Origin of the sequence: Algibacter lectus, assembly GCF_900112395.1 — a bacterium.
Classification (GTDB): Bacteria; Bacteroidota; Bacteroidia; order Flavobacteriales; family Flavobacteriaceae; genus Algibacter; species Algibacter lectus.
The window spans coordinates 163,046-184,054 of the sequence record NZ_FOLN01000008.1 but is presented as its reverse complement, the minus strand read 5'-3'; the positions used below and the strand labels follow the sequence as shown (position 1 = coordinate 184,054).

Annotated in this window: 15 protein-coding genes and 1 pseudogene; 1 reads left to right on the top strand and 15 read right to left on the bottom strand. The window is 34.0% G+C overall.

The window, feature by feature from the left end; genetic code table 11:
* Positions 1–13: 13 nt before the first annotated feature.
* The 3 genes from BM246_RS14535 to BM246_RS14525 are packed head-to-tail and all read right to left on the bottom strand — an operon-like array spanning position 14 to position 5,629.
* Positions 14–1,798 carry a peptide MFS transporter gene (locus BM246_RS14535; protein WP_074938878.1) on the bottom strand — a complete coding sequence of 595 codons (1,785 nt, stop codon included), beginning with the start codon at positions 1,796–1,798 and terminating at the stop codon, positions 14–16.
* Positions 1,799–1,856: 58 nt separating this feature from the next.
* Entirely contained in the window at positions 1,857–3,410 is a 1,554-nt protein-coding gene (locus BM246_RS14530) for a peptide MFS transporter (protein ID WP_042504262.1), read from the bottom strand.
* Between the two features lie 29 nt (positions 3,411–3,439).
* Positions 3,440–5,629, bottom strand: coding sequence for a S9 family peptidase (locus tag BM246_RS14525; RefSeq protein WP_074938876.1), 2,190 nt, complete (start codon positions 5,627–5,629; stop codon positions 3,440–3,442).
* A 151-nt stretch (positions 5,630–5,780) separates the two neighbouring features.
* Between BM246_RS14525 and BM246_RS14520 the strand changes: the two genes are divergently transcribed.
* Positions 5,781–7,100 (top strand): hydroxymethylglutaryl-CoA reductase, degradative, encoded by a 1,320-nt coding sequence (locus BM246_RS14520; RefSeq protein ID WP_074938874.1) that lies wholly within the window; start codon positions 5,781–5,783, stop codon positions 7,098–7,100.
* Positions 7,101–7,142: 42 nt separating this feature from the next.
* Here the strand turns inward: BM246_RS14520 and BM246_RS20020 are convergent, their stop codons facing one another.
* From BM246_RS20020 to gldB, 12 genes and pseudogenes are all read right to left on the bottom strand, one after another.
* A complete protein-coding gene (locus tag BM246_RS20020; RefSeq protein WP_175489805.1) occupies positions 7,143–7,667 on the bottom strand; it encodes a ubiquitin-like protein in 525 nt (174 codons plus the stop codon).
* Positions 7,668–7,747: 80 nt separating this feature from the next.
* Positions 7,748–8,383: an HAD family hydrolase gene (locus tag BM246_RS14510; RefSeq protein WP_074938872.1), complete on the bottom strand. Its 636-nt coding sequence runs from the start codon at positions 8,381–8,383 to the stop codon at positions 7,748–7,750.
* A 6-nt stretch (positions 8,384–8,389) separates the two neighbouring features.
* On the bottom strand, positions 8,390–10,417 hold the full coding sequence (locus BM246_RS14505; RefSeq protein ID WP_074938870.1) for an OmpA family protein: 2,028 nt from the start codon (positions 10,415–10,417) through the stop codon (positions 8,390–8,392).
* A 1-nt stretch (position 10,418) separates the two neighbouring features.
* On the bottom strand, positions 10,419–11,330 hold the full coding sequence (locus tag BM246_RS14500; protein WP_042504268.1) for a PorP/SprF family type IX secretion system membrane protein: 912 nt from the start codon (positions 11,328–11,330) through the stop codon (positions 10,419–10,421).
* 4 nt (positions 11,331–11,334) lie between these two features.
* Complete coding sequence (locus BM246_RS14495) at positions 11,335–14,064, bottom strand: T9SS type B sorting domain-containing protein (RefSeq protein WP_139221901.1); 2,730 nt, start codon at positions 14,062–14,064, stop codon at positions 11,335–11,337.
* A gap of 402 nt (positions 14,065–14,466) precedes the next feature.
* On the bottom strand, positions 14,467–15,150 hold the full coding sequence (locus BM246_RS14490) for an SDR family NAD(P)-dependent oxidoreductase (RefSeq protein ID WP_074938866.1): 684 nt from the start codon (positions 15,148–15,150) through the stop codon (positions 14,467–14,469).
* Positions 15,143–16,072, bottom strand: a complete 930-nt coding sequence (locus tag BM246_RS14485; protein ID WP_074938864.1) for a M28 family metallopeptidase — start codon at positions 16,070–16,072, stop codon at positions 15,143–15,145. The genes BM246_RS14490 and BM246_RS14485 overlap by 8 nt, the downstream gene beginning before the upstream one ends.
* 84 nt (positions 16,073–16,156) lie before the next feature.
* Positions 16,157–17,785 (bottom strand): pyruvate dehydrogenase complex dihydrolipoamide acetyltransferase, encoded by a 1,629-nt coding sequence (locus tag BM246_RS14480; protein ID WP_074938862.1) that lies wholly within the window; start codon positions 17,783–17,785, stop codon positions 16,157–16,159.
* Between the two features lie 3 nt (positions 17,786–17,788).
* Positions 17,789–18,787: a pyruvate dehydrogenase (acetyl-transferring) E1 component subunit alpha gene (pdhA, locus tag BM246_RS14475; RefSeq protein WP_042504276.1), complete on the bottom strand. Its 999-nt coding sequence runs from the start codon at positions 18,785–18,787 to the stop codon at positions 17,789–17,791.
* A 166-nt stretch (positions 18,788–18,953) separates the two neighbouring features.
* A pseudogene (gene cdd / locus BM246_RS14470) lies at positions 18,954–19,478 on the bottom strand (cytidine deaminase); the annotation flags it as partial.
* A 171-nt stretch (positions 19,479–19,649) separates the two neighbouring features.
* Positions 19,650–19,982 (bottom strand): gliding motility protein GldC, encoded by a 333-nt coding sequence (gene gldC / locus BM246_RS14465; RefSeq protein WP_042504278.1) that lies wholly within the window; start codon positions 19,980–19,982, stop codon positions 19,650–19,652.
* Positions 19,982–20,947: a gliding motility lipoprotein GldB gene (gene gldB / locus BM246_RS14460; protein ID WP_074938859.1), complete on the bottom strand. Its 966-nt coding sequence runs from the start codon at positions 20,945–20,947 to the stop codon at positions 19,982–19,984. Before gldB ends, gldC begins: the two co-directional genes overlap by 1 nt.
* Positions 20,948–21,009 lie beyond the last annotated feature (62 nt).

Below are 21,009 nucleotides of genomic sequence, written 5' to 3'. Positions count from 1 at the left end.
ACATTTTATTTTATTATCGTACACCATGCATAAGCCTTTTAAGTAAAGGATTCAGCACTAATGAAATTAACGCAAATATTGCCGGAACAATAGTAAATATCAAGAAAAAACTACTTAGAGAATACTCTGCAGTAATCTTATCAATCATGCCTCCCATAGTTCCCGCTGCTTTTTGACCGATAGCAATGGCTAAATACCAAATACCGAACATAAACCCAATCATTCTACCCGGAACTAATTTACTTAAGTATGATAAACCTACCGGAGAAATACACAATTCTCCCATAGTATGTAACAGGTAAGCCAATATTAAGAACACCATACTAACCGATGCTGTTTTTGCGCCTTGCGGAATACCCAATGTACCAAAAACTAACACACCAAAACCTAAACCTAAAAGCAATAAACCAATACCATACTTTGTGGCTGCACTCGGGTTATATTTACTTTCCCACCATCTAGAAAATAATGGTGCTAATGTAATTATGAAAAATGAATTTAAAATACCAAACCAAGTTGCAGGTACTTCAGTAGCATCTTTACTGAATTCATTATTAATTTTATAATAAACAATATACCATAGAAACACAAAAGACAAGCTCAGAATTATATTTGACAATAAGATTTTCTTATATGTTTTTTTGAAAAGCAAAAGTAAAACATAAGTGATAATTGCTAATGGACCTACAGTTAATATTAAATCGATAACTTTAAAAATTGTTGCAGAACTACCAGTAAGGGCACGCTCTGTATAATCTCTAGCAAAAAGCGTCATAGAGCCTAAAGCTTGCTCGAAAGCTGCAAAGAATATTACTGTAAATACAGCAAAAACAGACACTGCAATAATTTTATCGCGCACAATTCTAGAATATCGAGAAATACGTGTTATTATTAAATATAAAAACAGAACTAACGCCGTTAAAACAGTAACACTAGAACCATCTAAACCTCCTAATTTGAAGTTTAACAAATTAACGTTTCCTATCTTAGAAATTGGATCGTTTAAAAGATATAAAAAGCCTCCTAGTGCAGATAAAATTATCAACACCTTATCTACAGAAGTAAAAGGATTTAACTTCTCAACATGCTCTGTTGCATCTTGTTCTTTAGGATTTCTTTCATTAATATTTTGAGGCAATTCTACTTCATGCACTTTAGATGGTTTTTCACCAATTTGTCCAAAAAAGTCTTTTGCTAACCAAAACTGAATTAGACCAAGTAACATAAAGATACCTGCCAGTCCAAAACCATAGCTCCAACCAATATTTTCTGCTAAATAACCACAAAGCATCATTCCGAAGAAAGCTCCAGCATTTACACCCATATAATAAATAGTATAAGCGCCATCTTTTTTAGACTCTTTGCCTTTGTACATTTCAGAAATCATAGAAGTCATATTAGGCTTAAAAAAACCTGTACCAACAATTAATAAAGCCAAACCTAAATACAAAGACCAAGGTGTTTCAAAAACCATAGATAAATGACCAAGCATCATGAAGAAGCAACCAATAATTACAGCCCATTTATAACCCGTAATTTTATCGGCGACCCAACCACCAATAATAGGGGTTAAATACAGCATAGAACCATAAGTTCCAATTAAAGCCAAAGCATGCTCACGAGGCCACTCCCAACCTGGATTAGTGCCAAGCATAGGTGCAGTTAAAAACAATACTAAAAGAATACGCATTCCGTAGAATGAAAAACGTTCCCACATTTCTGTAAAGAAAATAATAAACAAACCTGCAGGATGCCCTATTACTTTGTCTTTAAATAGATTTTCAATATCTGTATTCATAAAAAGAATATTTAATGGTTATAATGAAGAAAACCCTCAAAAGAGGGTTATGTACTTTTTAGTTTTCAGCTAATTCGAAACCTTCAGCTTCTTCGTTTTTTAAAACGCGTTCGCTTTCTTCCGCTCCATGAGTTAACCGTTTTAATGGCTTCAAAATTATTATAAATAATACACCAATAACTACAGTAAAAATTACAATTCCTGCAAAAATATTAAGCTCTCCAAATTCACTTGCAGATTCACCTATAACACCAGCGACTTTATTACCAAGACCAGTGGCAGCGAAATAAACTCCCATCATTAATGAAGCGTATTTAACAGGCGCTAATTTTGTTATAAAAGAAAGCGCAACTGGCGAAATACAAAGCTCTCCAATGGTATGAAATAAATAAGCTAACACTAACCAAATCATGCTAGACGTTCCAGATTTTTCAAACTCCATGGCTGCAAATACCATGAATAGAAAACCAAAGCCCATGATTATAATACCTGCTGCCATTTTAAATATAGAAGAAGCTTCTCTTCCTTTTAGTTTTCGTTTAGCCCAAATACCAGCTACAGTAGTTGCAAGAAGAATAATAAATCCGGCATTTAAACTTTGAAACATAACTGTTGGTATTTCCCAACCAAACAACACTCTATCCGTCTTAGTATCTGTATATAAATTAATTAACCCTCCGGCTTGCTCAAAAGCGCCCCAAAAGATAATTACCATAATGAATGATAGCAGTAACACAACAAAACGATCTTTATACACTTGCGTATCTAAATCTTTATAAATCATCATTAATAAAGACGCTATTGCTGTTAAAAACAAAAACAATAGACCATAACCCCAGCCCATAGCATACCAACCAAATAAAGATGCCGCTAATAATACACCTGCAAACATTAATTGTTTTGGAGAACTAAACAACTCAGAATACAACTGACCGTAAGACACCTCGTTTTTATCATTTGTGCTCGGTATAAAGTTACCGACCTGAGATAAATATTTTTGACCAGCGATATAGTTTATTAATCCAAGAACCATAACAACACCTGCTAACCCGAAACCAGCATGCCATCCCCATTTTGCAACAACACCACCAACAATCATAGTTGCTAAAAGCGACCCTAAGTTAATACCTATATAAAAAATACTAAATCCTTTATCACGTCTAATATCACCTGCCTTATACAAGCCACCAACCATAGTAGAAATGTTAGGTTTTAATAAACCAACACCTAGAATAACTAAACCTAAACCGGTATAAAATGCCCAAATATCAGTAAGTACTAAAACGGCATGACCAATACATAAAATAACGGCTCCATATAGGACGGCTTTTTTCTGACCAATCAATTTATCTGCAATCATTCCTCCTGGGATAGACATTACATAAACCAGCATAGTATACCAACCGTAAAGCGCTAAAGCTTCTTGGTCTGTCCAGGCTAAACCTGCACCTCTAGCATCTCCCGTAGTTTGCGTAGTCATATACAACACCAATAAGGCACGCATACCGTAGTATGAAAAGCGTTCCCACATTTCGGTTAAAAATAAAATATACAGTCCTATTGGTTGTCCAAATAACTCCTTTTGATGTGGTTGCAATGCCTTAGCTGCCATAAATTTGTTGTTAGTTAATTATGCTTTTATTATTTCTTGCTTATTTTATCACCTAGATTTTTATCTAAAAAGTTGGTCATTTTTGTATATAAATGCAACCTTGTATTACCACCATAAATACCATGGTTTTTATCTGGATAAATCCCCCAATCAAATTGTTTGTTTGCTTGCACTAAGGCTTCAACCAAACGCATTGTGTTTTGCACATGCACATTATCATCTCCAGAACCATGAATTAAAAGAAAATCTCCTTTAAGTTTTTCAACATGATTTATAGGCGAATTTTCATCATAACCACTTGAATTCTCTTGTGGTGTTGCCATGTAACGCTCTGTGTAAATAGAATCGTAAAAACGCCAGCTACTTACCGGCGCAACAGCTATTGCCATTTTAAAAACATCATTCCCTTTAAACAAACAGTTACTACTCATAAAGCCACCAAAGCTCCATCCCCAAATACCAATACGCTCGGCATCTATATAAGGTAAAGCCGCTAACTGCTTAGCCGCAGCAATTTGATCTTCAACTTCGTATTTCCCTAATTCATTTTGAGTTACTTTTTTAAAATCAGCACCTTTAAACCCAGTTCCTCGTCCGTCAACACAGGCTACAATATAGCCTTTTTGCGCCAATAATTGATACCAATAATCGTTAGAACTTATCCAACTATTTGCAACTTGTTGCGAACCTGGTCCAGAGTACTGAAACATTAATAACGGATACTGTTTTGAAGGATCAAAATCTGTAGGCTTAACCGTCCACATATTTAAATCGTTTCCGTTTATAGCAATTGTGCTAAATTCTTTGTTAGAAATTTTATATTCTGAAAGCGTTTTGGATAGCGCTTCATTATTTTTTATCAACTTAATCACCTTACCAGAAGAAGCACTGTTTAAAGTATATCTTGGTGGTGTTGAAGCGTTAGAAAATGTATTTATAAAATATGAAAAATCGGCACTAAAATCGGCCCCATTTGTTCCTTCATCTTGGGTTAGTCTTGTTTTGCTCCTACCGTTTAATTTAATAGAATAAACATCACGATTTATCGATCCATTTTCTACCGATTGATAAAAAATAGTTTTCGCTTTTTCATTAAAACCATAGTAATTGGTTACTTCCCAAGCTCCTTTAGTTATTTGGTTTATCAACTTACCATCTTTACTGTAGTGGTAAATGTGATTATAGCCATCCTTTTCGCTCGTCCAGATAAAACTATTATCTTTCAAAAACGTTAAATTATCGGTAACATCAACATAAGCTTTATCTTCTTCAATTAGCAATACACTAGTTTTATTCTCAGCAGCGTTATAAGCTAATAAGTCTAATTTATTTTGATGACGATTTAAAACCTGGGCACTTAAAACATCAGCGTTTTTAGTCCATTCAATTCTCGCTATATATTCAATCTTTTCTCCTAAATTAACTTTAGCTGTTTTTGTCGTTTTCAAGTTATAAACATGAAGTGACACATTAGAATTAGCTTCACCAGCTTTAGGATATTTAAACACTTCTTGTGTTTGGTACAGCCCCTTACCATAAACATCCATCGAGAATTCAGGCACGTTGGTTTCATCAAATCTAATGTATGCTATTTGAGTTCCATCGGCATTCCAATCGAAGGCGCGAACAAAGGCAAATTCTTCCTCGTAAACCCAATCTGTAATACCATTAATAATTTTATTTTTTACACCATCAAAGGTTATTTGAAAAGTTTCAGTTGTTACTAAATCCTTAATATATAAATTATTATTTCTGGCAAAAGCTACTTTATCTCCGTTAGGAGACAACGTTGGCTCTTGTATTTTTTCTTCAGAAATTAAAGTTAAACTTTTACTTTTTACATCGTAGATATAATAATGCCCAAGTACTGAATGACGGAAGATGGACTCCTCGTTTGTGGCTAATATAATTTGACTTTCATCCGCACTAAACGTGTAATCCGTAAAATAATCTACACTCGGTAAATCACTAGAACTAACCAAAGTATTTACCTTTTCTAAGGTTTTATAATCGTAGATATCTATAGAAGTACTTCGTGCTTCACGATTAAAATTTAAAACAGAATATTGCTGACCATTAGCCATAGAATGTAAAGCATCCAGCCTTTCAGTTCTAAATGTTCCGTTCCATATTTCTTCTAGAGTAACCTCTTTATTTTGAGCAGATAATACGGCTGTAAAAAAAAGACAAATTTGAAAGCTGAATCTTAGGTATTTCATTAAAATTGATGTTTATTTCTCATAATACCGGCAAGTTTAGTAAAAATACTTCAAAAAAACGATAATATTAACACATAAATAACTAGTAAAACTCAAGTTCACGATTAATTATAAGAAGAGTATTATCTTTACACCGTTAAATGAACAAATTATGAGTAAAACGATTGCTGGATTTTCAAAATTATCTAAATCTAAAAAAATTGACTGGATTGCAAATACCTATTTTGCCAATGCAGAAAACACGAAAGCTGTTTTAAAACAATACTGGAATGATAACGAAAAGCTACAGCAATTACATGATGAGTTTATAGAAAACACCATTAGTAATTATTATTTACCACTTGGTGTTGCTCCTAACTTTTTAATAAACGAAACGCTTTACGCCATACCAATGGCTATTGAAGAAAGCTCTGTTGTAGCCGCAGCAAGTAAAGCTGCAAAATTTTGGCTAGACAGAGGTGGTTTTAAAACTACTGTAATTTCTACTACAAAAATTGGACAAGTTCATTTTATGTTTCATGGTGATTATGAAAATCTAAAATCGTTTTTCGACACCGTAAAACAAAAATTAATTACCGAAGCTAAGCCACTTACCAAAAACATGGAAGCTCGTGGCGGTGGTATTCTAGATATTGAATTACGAGATAAAACAGCCGATATTGAAGGCTACTACCAACTACACGCCTCTTTTGAAACGCTAGATGCCATGGGTGCTAATTTTATAAATTCTTGTCTAGAGCAATTTGCAAAAACCTTTAAAAATGAGGCTTTATTATTTTCTGGTTTTTGTGAAGAAGAAAAGCATCTAGAAATAGTGATGAGCATCCTTTCTAACTACGTACCCGAATGTTTAGTGCGTGCCGAGGTAAGTTGTAAGGTGGAAGATTTAAGTGAAAATAAAGCCATTTCTGGTAAAGCTTTCGCTGAAAAATTTGTGAGAGCTGTAAATATTGCAGAAGTAGAACCTTATAGAGCCGTGACTCATAATAAAGGTATTATGAATGGTATTGATGCTGTTGTACTTGCCACCGGAAACGATTTTAGAGCTGTAGAGGCTGGCGTACATGCTTATGCTTCTAGAAACGGAAAATACAGTAGCTTATCGCACTCTAAAATTGAAAACGGCATATTTACCTTTTGGATGGAAATACCATTAGCTTTGGGTACCGTTGGCGGATTAACAGGCTTACACCCTTTGGTTAAATTAGCTTTAGAATTACTCCATAAACCATCGGCAAAAGAGTTGATGTCTATTGTAGCAGTTGCAGGATTAGCACAAAACTTCGCAGCATTGCGTTCGCTTACAACTACTGGTATTCAAAAAGGACACATGAAAATGCACCTTATGAATATTTTAAATCAGTTTGAAGCTAATGATGCAGAAAAAGTGATTCTAGTTGAACATTTTGCAAACAATCCTGTTAGCCATAGTGCTGTTGTAAATGCTATCAATAATTTAAGAAAGGAATAGACAGAAAGATTCCGTCTAGAGATTTCAATAAAAAGAAACCGCTTATTCTTTCAAGAAACGTAATGATTCTTCATTTTTAAAATTCAAAACATAAAAACCTCTATCTAAACTTTGAATATCAATTCGATCTTTACCACTAGAAACAACACCTTCCTGAACTCCTTGTCCTAGTACATTTAGAATACGGTATGTTTTAACTTCTTTTAAATTAGAAATAGAAATATAATTTTTAGCAGGCACCGGATATACGGATAATTTACACTCTACATTCGCTAAATTATTTACTGATAATGTAGACGACTCTAAAAACAAAGTAGATTCTTTTTGAATATTATAATCAGCTAGCGTACGTCCATCCTCTAAAGTCTGACCGTTGTATTTTAAAACTTGTTCATTTGGAGGTATACCTTCCTTATCTTGAATTTTTGCTTTTACATTATCAATTGTATCATTTGCTTCAACCTCTAAGGCTATAGTCTTACCATCACTAAGTTTAACAAAAATTTGCATCGCCATAACATTTAAAGACAAAAACAGAAATGCAATTAAAGTGTACTTTTTCTTCATAGATATATTTTTAATGGAAATTGTGATTTTTATTATTTCAATGAAGCCCATATTCTAGCCTCATGTAACAAAAAGGTGTTTTAAATCATACTTAAAAGCTTATCCATACTATCAAAAGTTTGGGTCGCTTCATCTTTTAATTGGTTATTATAATCGTGAGCTACGTAGCCAAAAACATCGAATCCACCAGCTTTTGCCGCACGAACTCCTGATATACTATCTTCAATTACAACACATTCTTCTGGCTTAAACCCCATAGTTTCGGCTGCCCATAAAAACACTGCTGGATCTGGTTTCCATTTTTGGATTTTATAGCAACTAAATATTTTATTTTCGAAGAAAGATAACAAACCGGTAAGCCCTAAATTAAGTTCTATTTTATCTTCTGGACCGCTAGACGCAACACAGAATGGCCTATTTATATTTTTCAGAACCCCCTTAACACCTTCAACGGGTTTCATATCTTTTTTAAAAGCTTCAAAACTGCGCTGTCTGTATTCACTCTCTAAAGAATCTGGTAATTCTTTTTGTGCTAATTCAGAAATCATACGTTTACAGGCATCGAAGAAACTTCCTTTAAAATGTTCCATTCCGTAAGCTAAATCAATATTCGCTCCATATTCATTTGCGATATCTACTAACACCTGTATGCTTAAAGGTTCACTATCCACCAAAACACCATCGCAATCGAAAATGACACATTTATATTGTTTCATAAAACTTTAATATTTAATAATTTCGAACTCGCTTCGTCTGTTAAGCTGGTGCTCATCTTCTGTACAATTTAGCATAGGGCACGGCACAATAGGCTCCATTTCTCCAAAACCTTTAAACGATAATCTACGAGCGTTAATATAACCTTCCAAAGCTATGTAATTTCTTGTAGATTCTGCACGACGCTCTGATAAAATTTGATTGTATTTTGCACTACCACGACTATCGGTATGTGCACTAATTTTTAAATATATATCAGGATAACGTTCTAATTTCGCAGATAATTCGTCTAATATTTTTTTAGAATCTGCTCTAATATTCCAAGTACCAAAATCGAAATAAATAGGTGCTAACTTAAAAAACAATTTACCATCTTTCTCTATAACCGGTGGTCCATCGACATCGGTAAGCAAAGCAAACCTCGTTGGATCTTCTTCTTTTAATTTCTTATCTATTTTCTTTTCTGTAATTATAGCATCCACAGGGTCTACAACTACAGGTGGTGGTGGCGGGATTTGCTTTAAATACAATACATGTTTTTGATCTTGTTTTTCTAGAACTTCTACTGGGAGTGTTTTTGCATAATACCCTTCACTTTCAGCTTTAAGCTCGTAATGATCTGCTAACAAATTCATGTTAAAAACAGAAGTATCATCTAAGGTATTGCTATAAATCTCTGCTTTTTTGCGGTTGCTTAAAAAAACTTGAGCGTTAGGAATATATTCTTTTGTAACAGCATCTCGAATTTCAAATGTATTGATATACTCTCTAATAAATATTGGCCCCGATTGTTTAAACTTGAAAATATTATCGTCTTTTTTATTTCTATTCGAAGCAAAAAAGCCTTCATTTTCGTTGTAATAATTTATTCCGAAATCATCGTATTGAGAATTGATTGGCACACCTAAATTTGTTGGCGCAGTAAATACATTATCCACCAACTCCGAAACAAAATTATCCAACATACCCAAACCTAAATGTCCGTTAGACGCAAAAAACAAATGTCCTTCTTCTGATATAAAAGGAAAATGCTCCCTATTCTCTGTATTTATTTCAGCTCCTAAGTTTACGGGCTCGCTAATTTCATCTTCACTTAAAGTAACGTAATACAAATCGAAACTTCCAAAACCCCCTTCTAAATTAGACGAGAAGTATAATTTGCTACCATCTGGACTTAAAGCTGGGTGCTGATATGAGAATCCGTTTTTATTAAACGCTAATTTCACTGGCTTCAACCATTTTCCATTCTCTTTTACCCATTTATAAATGTGAATATCATTGGTTTTGGCATCGTTAAATTCACGCTTACCATCTACAATATTGCTTCTTGAAATATATAAGGTATTACCATCTTTACTAAAACAGAAATTTCCTTCGTGATATTTAGAATTGATAATTTTCGGTAATGCTTTTGTATAGCCAACAGTATCAAGATCTTTGTTTACAGCAGTTACATAAATATCTAAAAATGGCTGATGCGTCCATTTATAAGTTTTTCCGAATAATTGATTTACATCTCTATCGGAAGTAAAATAAACACTATCCCCAAACTTTACCGCTCCAAAATCTGAAGCTTCAGAATTGAAATGCGCTTTTTCAATTTTATAATCTGGTGTTTTAAGTTTGAAAGCTTCAATGGTTTCGATAGATTCGGCAACATCTAACGTTGCAGAATTATTCTCTTTATACAATTTTAAATACACCAAAGCAACCTCATAATCTCCCAAGGCAGAAAGTATTTGATACAGCTTGAAGTTGTATTCATTGTTGTAGCTTTTATCCTTTTCGCCAAATCGACCTTTTACCAATTGCTTTAAATGTCGGGATGCTAATCGATACTGAAACGTATTGTAATAACATTCCGCTATATTTTCTAGATCTTTTTTATGACGTTCCTTTTCTAAGGCCGTTTCGTAATATTTTGCTGCGTTGATGTAATCTCCTTTTTCGAAAAAACGATCGCCTCTAGATTTTTGGCCAACGGCCAACTGAGACATAAAACAGATTGCAAAAATTAAAGTTATTTTCTTAATCATATTAGTAGAATCTTGGAGATGAATATTTTTTACTTAAACCTAATACATCAAACCTATAAAGCAAAACAAACTCGTGACTTCCATTGTTGTAACTTTTTAATTGGCTCGTATTAAAATCGTGCGAATAACCGATGCGTAAATCTGGTGTTATGTTGAAAACAGCCAAACCAGAAACAGCGTCTTGATATCGGTAAGACACCCCTAATTCGAATTTATTATCATAAAGAACATTTGCAGAAACATCAAAAGACAAAGGCGCTCCTCCAGCAAATTTCATAACAGTTGATGGTTTTATTTTAAACAAATCATTCAATTCATAAATGTAACCTGCAATTAAAAACCCATGAATACTGTTGTTGTATATCACACCATCATTAACACTTAAATCGGCAGGAATTAAATTTGGTGACGATAACCCGACGTAATAATTTTTATGAAATAAAAAGGCTCCTGCTCCAATATTTAAAACCGTTTTATTAGTGTTTCCAAAAGAAGGATCGGCAGACACATTACTACCAATAGCACTAAAATTTAAATGATCGAAGCCGGCTTTTAATCCAAAAGACAAATTAAGCTCTTTATTTAAATTAATTTTATAAGCTGCATCTACATTAAATACGTTTTCACTTGTATTTACATTTCCACCTATATTATCATTTAAATAATTAACGCTTAATTCTATTTTTTCATTCAACGGAATATTAGCAAAAACATTAGTTGTTTTTGGAGCCCCATCAATACCGACCCATTGTGTTCGATGCAAAGCACCAACTTCTACAAGGCTTGGCTCGTTTATCATATAAGCAGGATTCACCATGCTCATATTGTACATATATTGTGTGTACTGTGGTTCTTGTTGTGCAAAAACCGACAGATTACAAACTATAAATAGTATAAATAATTTTATCTTCATCAACTTATTTGCTTAAATAAAAATTCCCCTGAAAAGGTTTAGTCATCCCGTCTTTCGGATCGAAAACATAAAAATAAACTCCAGAAGACAATTGCTTCCCAAGTGTTCCTGAAACATTCGATTTACCAGAAAACAAAGGTGTACTTTTTGTACCTTTATATACGGTAACTCCATATCTATTGTGAATATTTAATTCGAAATTTGGATAGGTTTCTGGTAAATTACATAAATCGAAAACATCGTTTACATTGTCACCATTAACCGATATACCATCTTTAATACAACTTTCACAATTATCATCTCCAAAAGGTAGGATAGTAACCGTCATGACTATTTTGGGAGATTCGCAACCATTTTCATCTAAAGCAGCAACAAAATAGTCTTCGCCGTTTATCAAAACAGTTCCTAATGGCAACGGAGTTGTATCAATGGCTGTATCATACCAATTAAAATCATATCCATTATTCGCGACTAAGCTATTAACAGTTTCACCATCTACAGCACAAAAAGTTTGATTAGATGTTGTTGGCACCTCAACCTCAGAAATAGTAATTTCTATTAAGGCTGTATCTAAAAGACATGACGCATGCCCTTGAATTTCGTATCGAAAATTATAAACTCCTGCCACTAATTGAGAAACATCTAATAAACTCCCTATAGGTGAATTACCATTATCTACATCTATAAAAACACCTCCGCTATTCGCTGTATCATCTAGGTAATCTATTAAATCGATTTCCAAGTCAGATCGGCACACATCATAAGCAACATCCTCTCCTGCACTTGGGCTTTTATAAAGGGTTACCGTAATAGTTGCTTCACTACCAGAGCACATTGTTGTTCCTGCAGGTGTTACATTATCCGGAACGGTATAAGTATAAACTCCACCATCTGCCGTTGTTGGATCAAATTCAGCTTTATAATCGGTTGTAACAAATCCGTTTGGCCCTGTCCAAGTTCCTGTTCCGCTAGGGTTTCCTTCTAATTCATCAAACAAATCAAAAACACCATTGTTATCACAAACATCTAATAGTGTATCAACACCAGCAGTATATTCTTCATAAACTGTAAACGATAAATTTGCACTAGCCACACAACCTTTATCTGTTAAGGTTGAATATGTAAAATCGAACAACTGGCTACCCTTTACTTCTGGCAACTCGTAGGTTGTTGGATTTGTAATAGTTTCTCCAGAAATATTATCAACCCATGTTCCTAAAGGTCCTTGGTAAATTGGATCGTCAATACTATTAGTGTTCAAACGAGAAAATAGATTTAAAGGACTTGCTATTAACGGATCGTTTTCGCAAAACTCCATCCCCACAGTATCTTCACCTGCATAATTTTTCGGTAATAAAATAATAGTAACATTAGCGAATTGTGGATCGCATGGCGATGTACCACTAGTTCCACAAGCATTGCACAAACTAGAAACATAGTACCTAAAAACGTAGGTACCGGCATTAGCTTGAGTAAGTGTATTTAAATCGATATATCCAGAATCGGTATCTATTCTAATATCTGAAGGTCCCGAAACAAAACTCCAAGAACTACAGCTGGATGCTTCCGCATAATCATACAATATCCCGTTTTCGGTTGTAAAAATTAATTCATTGTATAAACTTATACCTGCCGGCTTATTATCATCTAAGCACACTTCTAGAGGCTCAACTTGATAAAAAGGTTTTATAGGTTCGTAAATTCTAAATACTACTTCCGATTCTTTACTTGGGCAATCGGTTAAAGAAGATCTTGCTTCTACCGAATACGTATACGTAAATTCTCTACAACCAAAATTAGAAGTACTACTTTTTAAATTATCATAAACCTCTCTAATATTGATATTAGAATCTGCTGGGTTTGAAATTTGGTTTGTAGGATCAAAAGCAGATTTCCATGTACCTTCTACATCTTCACCTACAAGGAATCTATCATCGGTTAAATCAATATCTGCATCCCATATTCCAGATAATATATCACTTTCACAAATATCATAAGTTGAAGGTTCCCCAGAAAGTACATCACGAATAACTTCTACTTTAAAATAAGATACTTTTTCAGAATCGCATGGCGACACACCATAAACGGTATATTTAAATTCGAAAACATCAAACTCTACTAGATCTCCGTAAGGCTCATAAGGAATTTCGGCATTAAACTTACCTTCAACACTTAAGCCTTTAAAATTACTTGGGTCTCCCATATTCCCTACAAACTCCCAAACACCATTTTTGTGAGGTGATGGTTGCGACTCGAAAACTTGAAATAAATCGAAACCAGCTAATACTGCTTGACATACCGTAACATTAGCATCGTTAACTCCTGCGGGCGGCAAAGGTTTACCTTCAAAAGGGCCGAGAACAATATTTAATCGTGTTTTTATTCCATCGGGACACGCACTAGACGTATCGATTAATTGAAACTGGTACGAATCGACATCAATCGAAGCATCTTTTAAATCCCATAAATATAAATCACCAGTAGATACATCTAGGGAGAAATTATAATTTGGATCGAACCAAGTACCCGAAGCCGATGTTATTGGCGTTGAAACTCCAGGAAGAGCATTATAAACGTCGTATAAATTAATTATTCCGTCGGGCGTTCCGTCAGCATCCTTATCAACGATTGTCATGTCACAAACATTATAAGTTACTACTTCATCGCATTGCGCATGTACTTTTGCAAAACAAGATATTAGAAGAGCAAAAGCCAAAAAGAGGACTTTTTTCAATTGAGTTAATTTAGGTTTTAAGCAAAGTATTATTTCCAATGCATGAGCAAAGGTGTAGAAAATAAAAACCTACAACTAAAAAATGAAGGAAAAAGTTAAAATTTAACGCATAATATCTATGATTTATGCATTTTAACGATTAAATTTTACAAAATCGTCTGAAAATTTAACATAAATATCTAAAAAAAATCACTTTTTAAACACAAAACAGATTATCGGATTTTCCATTTTCTTTCCTAAACCATCTTTAACCTATCTAAATTTACTCACTTAAACCTCCTAAACAGTTTAACGCATTGAATAGATTTATTAGAATTACACTACCTGAAAGACTTTCCTTCCACCAAAACATTTTAACATAATTCACAATTTAATAAAAACAAACTCTAAAGCGTATTTACATTACGGCGTAGAATTAGAAACCTGTAACATTTTACCGTTATAATACTTATTTCCGTTAAGTGAGAAATCGAAAATATATTGAGCCATTTCTAAAGCTGTAGTTGGTGCTTGATAACCAGGAAAAGCTTCTTCCAGCATTTCGGTTTGCACAGCTCCTAATGCCAATACATTAAAAGCAATACCAGATTCTTTATATTCTTCTGCTAAGAGCTCTGTAAGCGTAATTACGGCTGCTTTACTAGAACTATAAGCTGCTAAGCCAGGAAACTTCATACTACCTTGCACACCTCCCATAGAGCTAATAGTAACCACGTGGCTTGAAGCCTGCATAAACGGAAGTACTTTTCTAGTTATTTCAGCAACACCAAAAACATTTGTTTTATAAACCGCTTCAAAATCTGCCATTGTTATTTCTGAAAATGGTTTGTTTAGTAAAGCTCCAGCGTTATTAATTAACACATCAACTTGTTTCCAATTTTCAGAAATAAAAGTTTCAACTTTCACATAAGCCTTTTCGTCATTTAAATCGAAAGAAAAACAAGTAACGTTTTCTAAATTCAAATTACTAATAGTTTTTTCATTCCGCGAAAGCGCCAATACATTATGCCCTTCGTTTGCAAAAAGCTGTACCAACTCAAAACCAATACCTCTACTTGTTCCTGTAACAATTATATTTTTACTCATTGGTAAGTTTTATTTCTTTAGTTGAAGCATTTATCATCCCCTCTAGAGCAGGAATCATTTTATTTATAAAGTTCGTCATGTGTTTAAAATCCATGTTTTCAGTTTCGTCATCCACATGATGATAAAAATCAAAATTTGTAAAATCGAAGGTTGAAATGGCTTGCGCCGGAATTTGAAAAGATTTGTAGAATGGATAGTTATCTGAACGTTTAAACAAATTAAATTCTTTGGCCTTTGGCAGAAACCCTATAATTTCAGCATTAGCGTAACTGTTTAATTTTTCAGCCATATTCGATTCTTTAAAACCGGTAACATAAGCCATCATTTCTCCTTCCGCTCTAGGAACTCCAATCATCTCGAAATTAATCATGGTATATACATTTAAACTATCGCTTTTTAAACGCTCAGCTAAATGCCCAGAACCTTTTAAGCCCATTTCTTCTGCAGCATAAAGCGTAAACAAAACACTACGCTTATTAGTTTTAGTTTCAGAAAAATATTTTGCCCATTCCATAACAGCTACCGTACCCGAAGCATCATCGTTAGCTCCATTTGCAATAAAATCGCCATTAACTTCTTTTGCCGTACCAATATGATCGTAATGCGCACCTAAAATCACAAATTCATCTTTTAAAACAGGATCATTACCTTCAATATAACCTACCACATTATAACCTATGATATCTTTTACATTAAAGGTATCTCTATAAGTTTCAAAATAAGGTTTTATATTATTTTCACTAAAGAAGTTCTCTATAAAAACTGCCGCTTTTTCTATACCAATACTTCCTGTACTCCGGCCTTCCAAAACATCGGATGCTAAATACTCTAAACTTGTTTTAATAGATTTTTCTTCTATTTTATTTTGAGCAGCACAGCTAAAAACAAACATTACTAAACTAAGACTTAATATATTTTTCATATTTCGATTTAAAAATTAAAGATAAAAAAAACCTGCTTCAATAATATGAAACAGGTCTTTATATTTAGATTTTTAAAAATCTGGTTACACTAACATAGTTACCGGGTTTTCAATATATCCTTTTAATGTTTGAAGGAATAAAGCACCTGTAGCACCATCAACCGTTCTATGATCGCATGCTAATGATAACTTCATGGTATGTCCAACAACAATTTGTCCGTTTTTAACCACTGGCTTTTCAACAATATTTCCAACAGAAAGAATTGCAGAGTTTGGCTGATTGATAATCGATGTAAATGTATCGATACCAAACATACCCAAGTTAGATACAGTGAATGTACTACCTTGCATTTCATCTGGAGTTAATTTTTTGTTTTTAGCCTTACCTGCAAGCTCTCTAACCGCAGCACCAATTTGTGGTAACGACTGCTCGTTTGCAAACTTAACAACCGGTACAACTAAACCATCTGGAACTGCTACTGCAACACCAATATGTACGTGATTATTCAATCTCATTTTATCTGCAAACCATTGAGAGTTTACTTGAGGATGTTGTTTTAACGCTAAAGCACAAGCTTTAACGACAATATCGTTATAAGATATTTTAGTATCAGGAATTGAGTTAAACTGCGTTCGGAAAGACATAGCGTTTTCCATATCGAACTCCACACTTAAATAATAATGTGGTGCAGAAAACTTAGAGTTTGTTAACGCTTTAGCAATTGCTTTACGCATTTGAGAATTATCAACCTCATCAAAATCTTCTTGACCAGAAGGTACAAATTTACCCGCTGCCGCCGCAGAAGTTGCTGGCTCGTAATTTTCTATATCACGTTTTACAATGCGTCCGTTTTCTCCAGACCCTTGTATTTTTGTTAAGTTAATACCTTTATCTTCAGCTAACTTTTTTGCTAATGGAGATACATGTACACGCCCATCTGCCGTTACTGGCGTTGGAGCAGGTGCACTTGTTTTAGGTTTAGAAGGAGTAGCTGGTGCAGGAGCACTCTTTGGTGCTTCTTTTTTAGCTTCAGTTTTTGGAGCGTCTACTTTAGCAGCCGGTACAGCCGTACTAAAACTAGAAGCAACTCCAGAAACATCTGTTCCTGCAGGGCCAATAATAGCTAAAAGCTCATCTACTTTTGCAGAATCGCCTTCTTGTAGACCTACATATAATAAAGTACCAGATTGGAATGATTCAAATTCCATTGTTGCTTTATCCGTTTCAATTTCAGCTAAAATATCGCCTTCTTCAACGCTATCACCTACTTTTTTCAACCAAGTTGCAACAGTACCTTCTTCCATGGTATCACTTAAACGTGGCATGGTAACAACTATAACACCTTCTGGCAATTCTGCCGATGCTGGCGCTTCGTCTTTAGTTTCTTCTACTGCTGGAGCAGCTTCCTCTGTTTTTTCTTCAGTCGCTTCCGCTGAAGCATCACCACCGCTTAAAAGCGCCGAAATATCTTCACCTTCGTCACCAATAATAGCTAAAAGCTCATCTACTTTAGTAGTTTCACCTTCTTGAACACCAATATGAAGTAAAGTACCTTCATTGAAAGACTCAAACTCCATTGTGGCTTTATCAGTTTCAATTTCGGCTAAAATATCGCCTTCTTCAATTTTATCTCCTACTTTTTTCAACCAAGCTGCAACGGTACCTTCTTCCATGGTATCGCTTAAACGAGGCATATTTACTACTATTGCCATAGCTTATATTTTGTGTTGTATAAATGGATAATCTTCTTGTTCGTATACCATATCGTAAAGCTGTTGCTTTTCTGGATATGGAGATTCGTCTGCAAATTTTTCACATTCTGCAACACGATCTTTAACACGCTTATCGATTATTTTAATATCGTCTTCCGTAGCATATTTGTTTTCAAGAATAACATCTTTTACTTGCGTAATTGGATCTATTTTCTTGTACTCCTTTACTTCGTCTTTTGTTCTGTAATGTTGCGCATCACTCATTGAGTGCCCTCTGTAACGGTAAGTTTTCAACTCTAAGAAAGTTGGACCATCACCACGACGACCTCTTTGAATAGCTTCATCAAAAGCTTCAGCAACTTTAATTGGGTTCATACCATCTACAGGCCCGCAAGGCATGTCATAACCTAAACCTAATTTCCAGATATCAGTATGATTCGCTGTTCTTTCTACTGAAGTTCCCATAGCATAACCGTTGTTTTCACAAACAAATACCACTGGTAATTTCCAAAGCATTGCTAAGTTGAATGCTTCGTGAAGAGAACCTTGTCTTGCAGCACCATCACCAAAACAACATAAAGTTACAGCATCGCTACCATGATACTTATCGCCAAATGCAATACCTGCTCCTAAAGGAATTTGACCACCAACAATACCGTGACCACCATAAAAACGAAATTCTTTAGAAAAAATATGCATAGAACCTCCCATACCTTGAGACGTTCCCGTTACTTTTCCATATAATTCTGCCATAACACGTTTAGGATCTACTCCCATACCAATAGGTTGAACGTGATTACGATAAGCAGTTATCATTTTATCTTTAGTCAAATCCATAGCGTGCAAAGCACCTGCTAAAACAGCTTCTTGACCATTGTATAAGTGAAGAAATCCTCTTACTTTTTGTTGAATGTAAACGGCAGCTAGCTTGTCTTCAAACTTTCTCCAGAATAACATGTCTTCATACCATTTGAGGTAAACCTCTTTTGTGATTTTTTGCATCGACTAGTATTAATGTTTTTATTTCGCGAAAGACAAAAGTAACACATTGCAAGTAATTGTAAAAACCCATTGCCCTTAAAGTGAAAAAAATATTAAAAAAACTTAATTTGAGAACGCCTTTAAATTATCTTCAAATAATTTGAACGAATACTGATTTTTTAAAAATCTAAAGTGCTGATTTATCAAAACCTAAAGGCAATAAATTAGCCAATGAATTCGACTTAGCCACTTTACCTGTTTCGCCCATAAAATAAATCTCTATTGGGCTATCTTGTTTTACCTCATATTCGGCAATAGATTGACGACAAGCTCCACATGGCGGAATTGGTGATAACGTTGTTTTTACTTTTGAACCCGCCGTTATAGCCATACGTACAATTTTTGCTTCTGGATATTTTGCTCCTGCATAATATATTGCTGTACGCTCAGCACACAAACCTGACGGATATGATGCGTTTTCCTGATTACTACCTGTAATTATTTCATTATTATCCAAAAGTATGGCAGTGCCCACATGAAATTTAGAATATGGCGCATAAGCTTTATCTCGAGCTTCTATAGCTTTTGCCATTAATGCAACAACATCATCAGGTGTTTCATTTAAATCATCATAAACGTATAAGGTGGATTCTATCTTTACTTCTTTCATATGTTTTTTTATTAGTATAACTAGCTTTTCAATTTTAGAAGCTTTAAAAAGTTGTTTTAAATTTCATCTTAAATATTGAAAAATCTAAAGTTTTGAACGCAACAATGTAAGCTAAAAGTTGATATCTACAACTAAAGCCGTTATTTTTTTTCAATTTACACCGCTACTTTGTGACGTAAAAAGAAATTAAAAATTTCGAATATGCGTGAAAAACTATTTTTTAATCTCTAATTTCTCAGCAAAATAATCACAGAAATCCTTCATGGTTGCTGTCATTTTTTCATCTTGCGTAGCACGATTAAATGTGTTACTCATAGCCACAAGTGTTTGATGAAAAAAGACTTTCATCTCATCTACAGGCATATCTTTTGTCCAAAGGTCAATACGTAAACTTTCTTGGGTTTTAGAATCCCAAACCGATAGCATCATGGCTTTAGCTTCAGCATTTGAAATACCTCCATCTTGGGCTGTCCAATGTAATTTTTCTGGAACTCGATTTTCATCTAACTCCACATTTAATTCAATTTTAGATTTTATATTAGCCATTACTTTTTTTTTGGTTTAAATTTTGATTTATTAAAGAGTTCTTCGGCATTCATAATCAACATATCTTTAAAAGATGTGTCGTTGTTATCCATGTATGCTCTCACTATTTGCCAACCTATGTACTGCCCGATCTTCCCGGGAGATTCGCCATCTATGCCTTCTAAATAAAATTTAGAAAATGGAGCTGGGTTTATAAAACGGTTAGGTAATTTAGAATTTGTACTGTATAATAATTCACGTTCTACAAAATATTGCCAAACAGAACTTTCGTTATTTTTAACCCAAGTTAACTCGTCTTGAGTGTAGCTTATTCGTTCGTTTTCTAACTTAAAAGGAATAACCTGATCTTTAAAATATAGAATTTTACCAAAATAGATCATTTCATCTAAAAGTGTTTTTCTTTCCGGTTGAAAAACATGTTTCTTAGCATATTCTTCAGCAACATCTACAACAATCTGTTCTTTCCTTAAATCTTCCGAAATGTATTTTGGAATACTTTGATAAAAATAATGATCTTTCCCTAAGTAGGCATCTAGAGCCACCAAAACAATAGTATCGGTAACAATTACTCGGTTTCTATAATCTACATTACTAGTTGTAGTTATAACTCGTGGCGTATTAAATTCAGGAAAATAATAATGAATATAACTTAGCAATTCCTCTAGATCTTCTTCCGTGTTTTGATAATTGACAAACACCTTATCAACCTCACCACTTAACTCCTGTTGCAAAGTATCGTTCACTTTTTCTATCCAAATAGAATCTGGTATAGCTGCCGGAAACATGAACGGATAAGCCTTTTTTAATTTAGGCAATTCTTCGAGATTAGTTTGTGCAAAAAACTGATCGAAGCGTTCTACAGAAATATCTATCTTGTTGTTCTCCAATGCCAATTCTACATCACTTTTCTTTTTACAAGAAAAAACACAAATAGCAACAAGGATTATTAATGACAGTTGTTTCATACTAAAACTTAAACGTTTTAAATTTTTATTAATTGAGTGATTACAGTATTTTTGTTGGCAAA

Excerpts from the sequence above, each read along its gene's own strand:
- BM246_RS14520 (WP_074938874.1), top strand. The coding sequence starts at position 5,781 with ATGAGTAAAACGATTGCTGGATTTTCAAAATTATCTAAATCTAAAAAA.
- BM246_RS14480 (WP_074938862.1), bottom strand. The coding sequence starts at position 17,785 with ATGGCAATAGTAGTAAATATGCCTCGTTTAAGCGATACCATGGAAGAA.
- BM246_RS20020 (WP_175489805.1), bottom strand. The coding sequence starts at position 7,667 with ATGAAGAAAAAGTACACTTTAATTGCATTTCTGTTTTTGTCTTTAAAT.
- pdhA (WP_042504276.1), bottom strand. The coding sequence starts at position 18,787 with ATGCAAAAAATCACAAAAGAGGTTTACCTCAAATGGTATGAAGACATG.
- BM246_RS14490 (WP_074938866.1), bottom strand. The coding sequence starts at position 15,150 with ATGAGTAAAAATATAATTGTTACAGGAACAAGTAGAGGTATTGGTTTT.
- BM246_RS14505 (WP_074938870.1), bottom strand. The coding sequence starts at position 10,417 with ATGATTAAGAAAATAACTTTAATTTTTGCAATCTGTTTTATGTCTCAG.
- BM246_RS14485 (WP_074938864.1), bottom strand. The coding sequence starts at position 16,072 with ATGAAAAATATATTAAGTCTTAGTTTAGTAATGTTTGTTTTTAGCTGT.
- BM246_RS14530 (WP_042504262.1), bottom strand. The coding sequence starts at position 3,410 with ATGGCAGCTAAGGCATTGCAACCACATCAAAAGGAGTTATTTGGACAA.
- BM246_RS14500 (WP_042504268.1), bottom strand. The coding sequence starts at position 11,330 with ATGAAGATAAAATTATTTATACTATTTATAGTTTGTAATCTGTCGGTT.
- gldC (WP_042504278.1), bottom strand. The coding sequence starts at position 19,982 with ATGGCTAATATAAAATCTAAAATTGAATTAAATGTGGAGTTAGATGAA.
- gldB (WP_074938859.1), bottom strand. The coding sequence starts at position 20,947 with ATGAAACAACTGTCATTAATAATCCTTGTTGCTATTTGTGTTTTTTCT.
- BM246_RS14510 (WP_074938872.1), bottom strand. The coding sequence starts at position 8,383 with ATGAAACAATATAAATGTGTCATTTTCGATTGCGATGGTGTTTTGGTG.
- BM246_RS14525 (WP_074938876.1), bottom strand. The coding sequence starts at position 5,629 with ATGAAATACCTAAGATTCAGCTTTCAAATTTGTCTTTTTTTTACAGCC.
- BM246_RS14535 (WP_074938878.1), bottom strand. The coding sequence starts at position 1,798 with ATGAATACAGATATTGAAAATCTATTTAAAGACAAAGTAATAGGGCAT.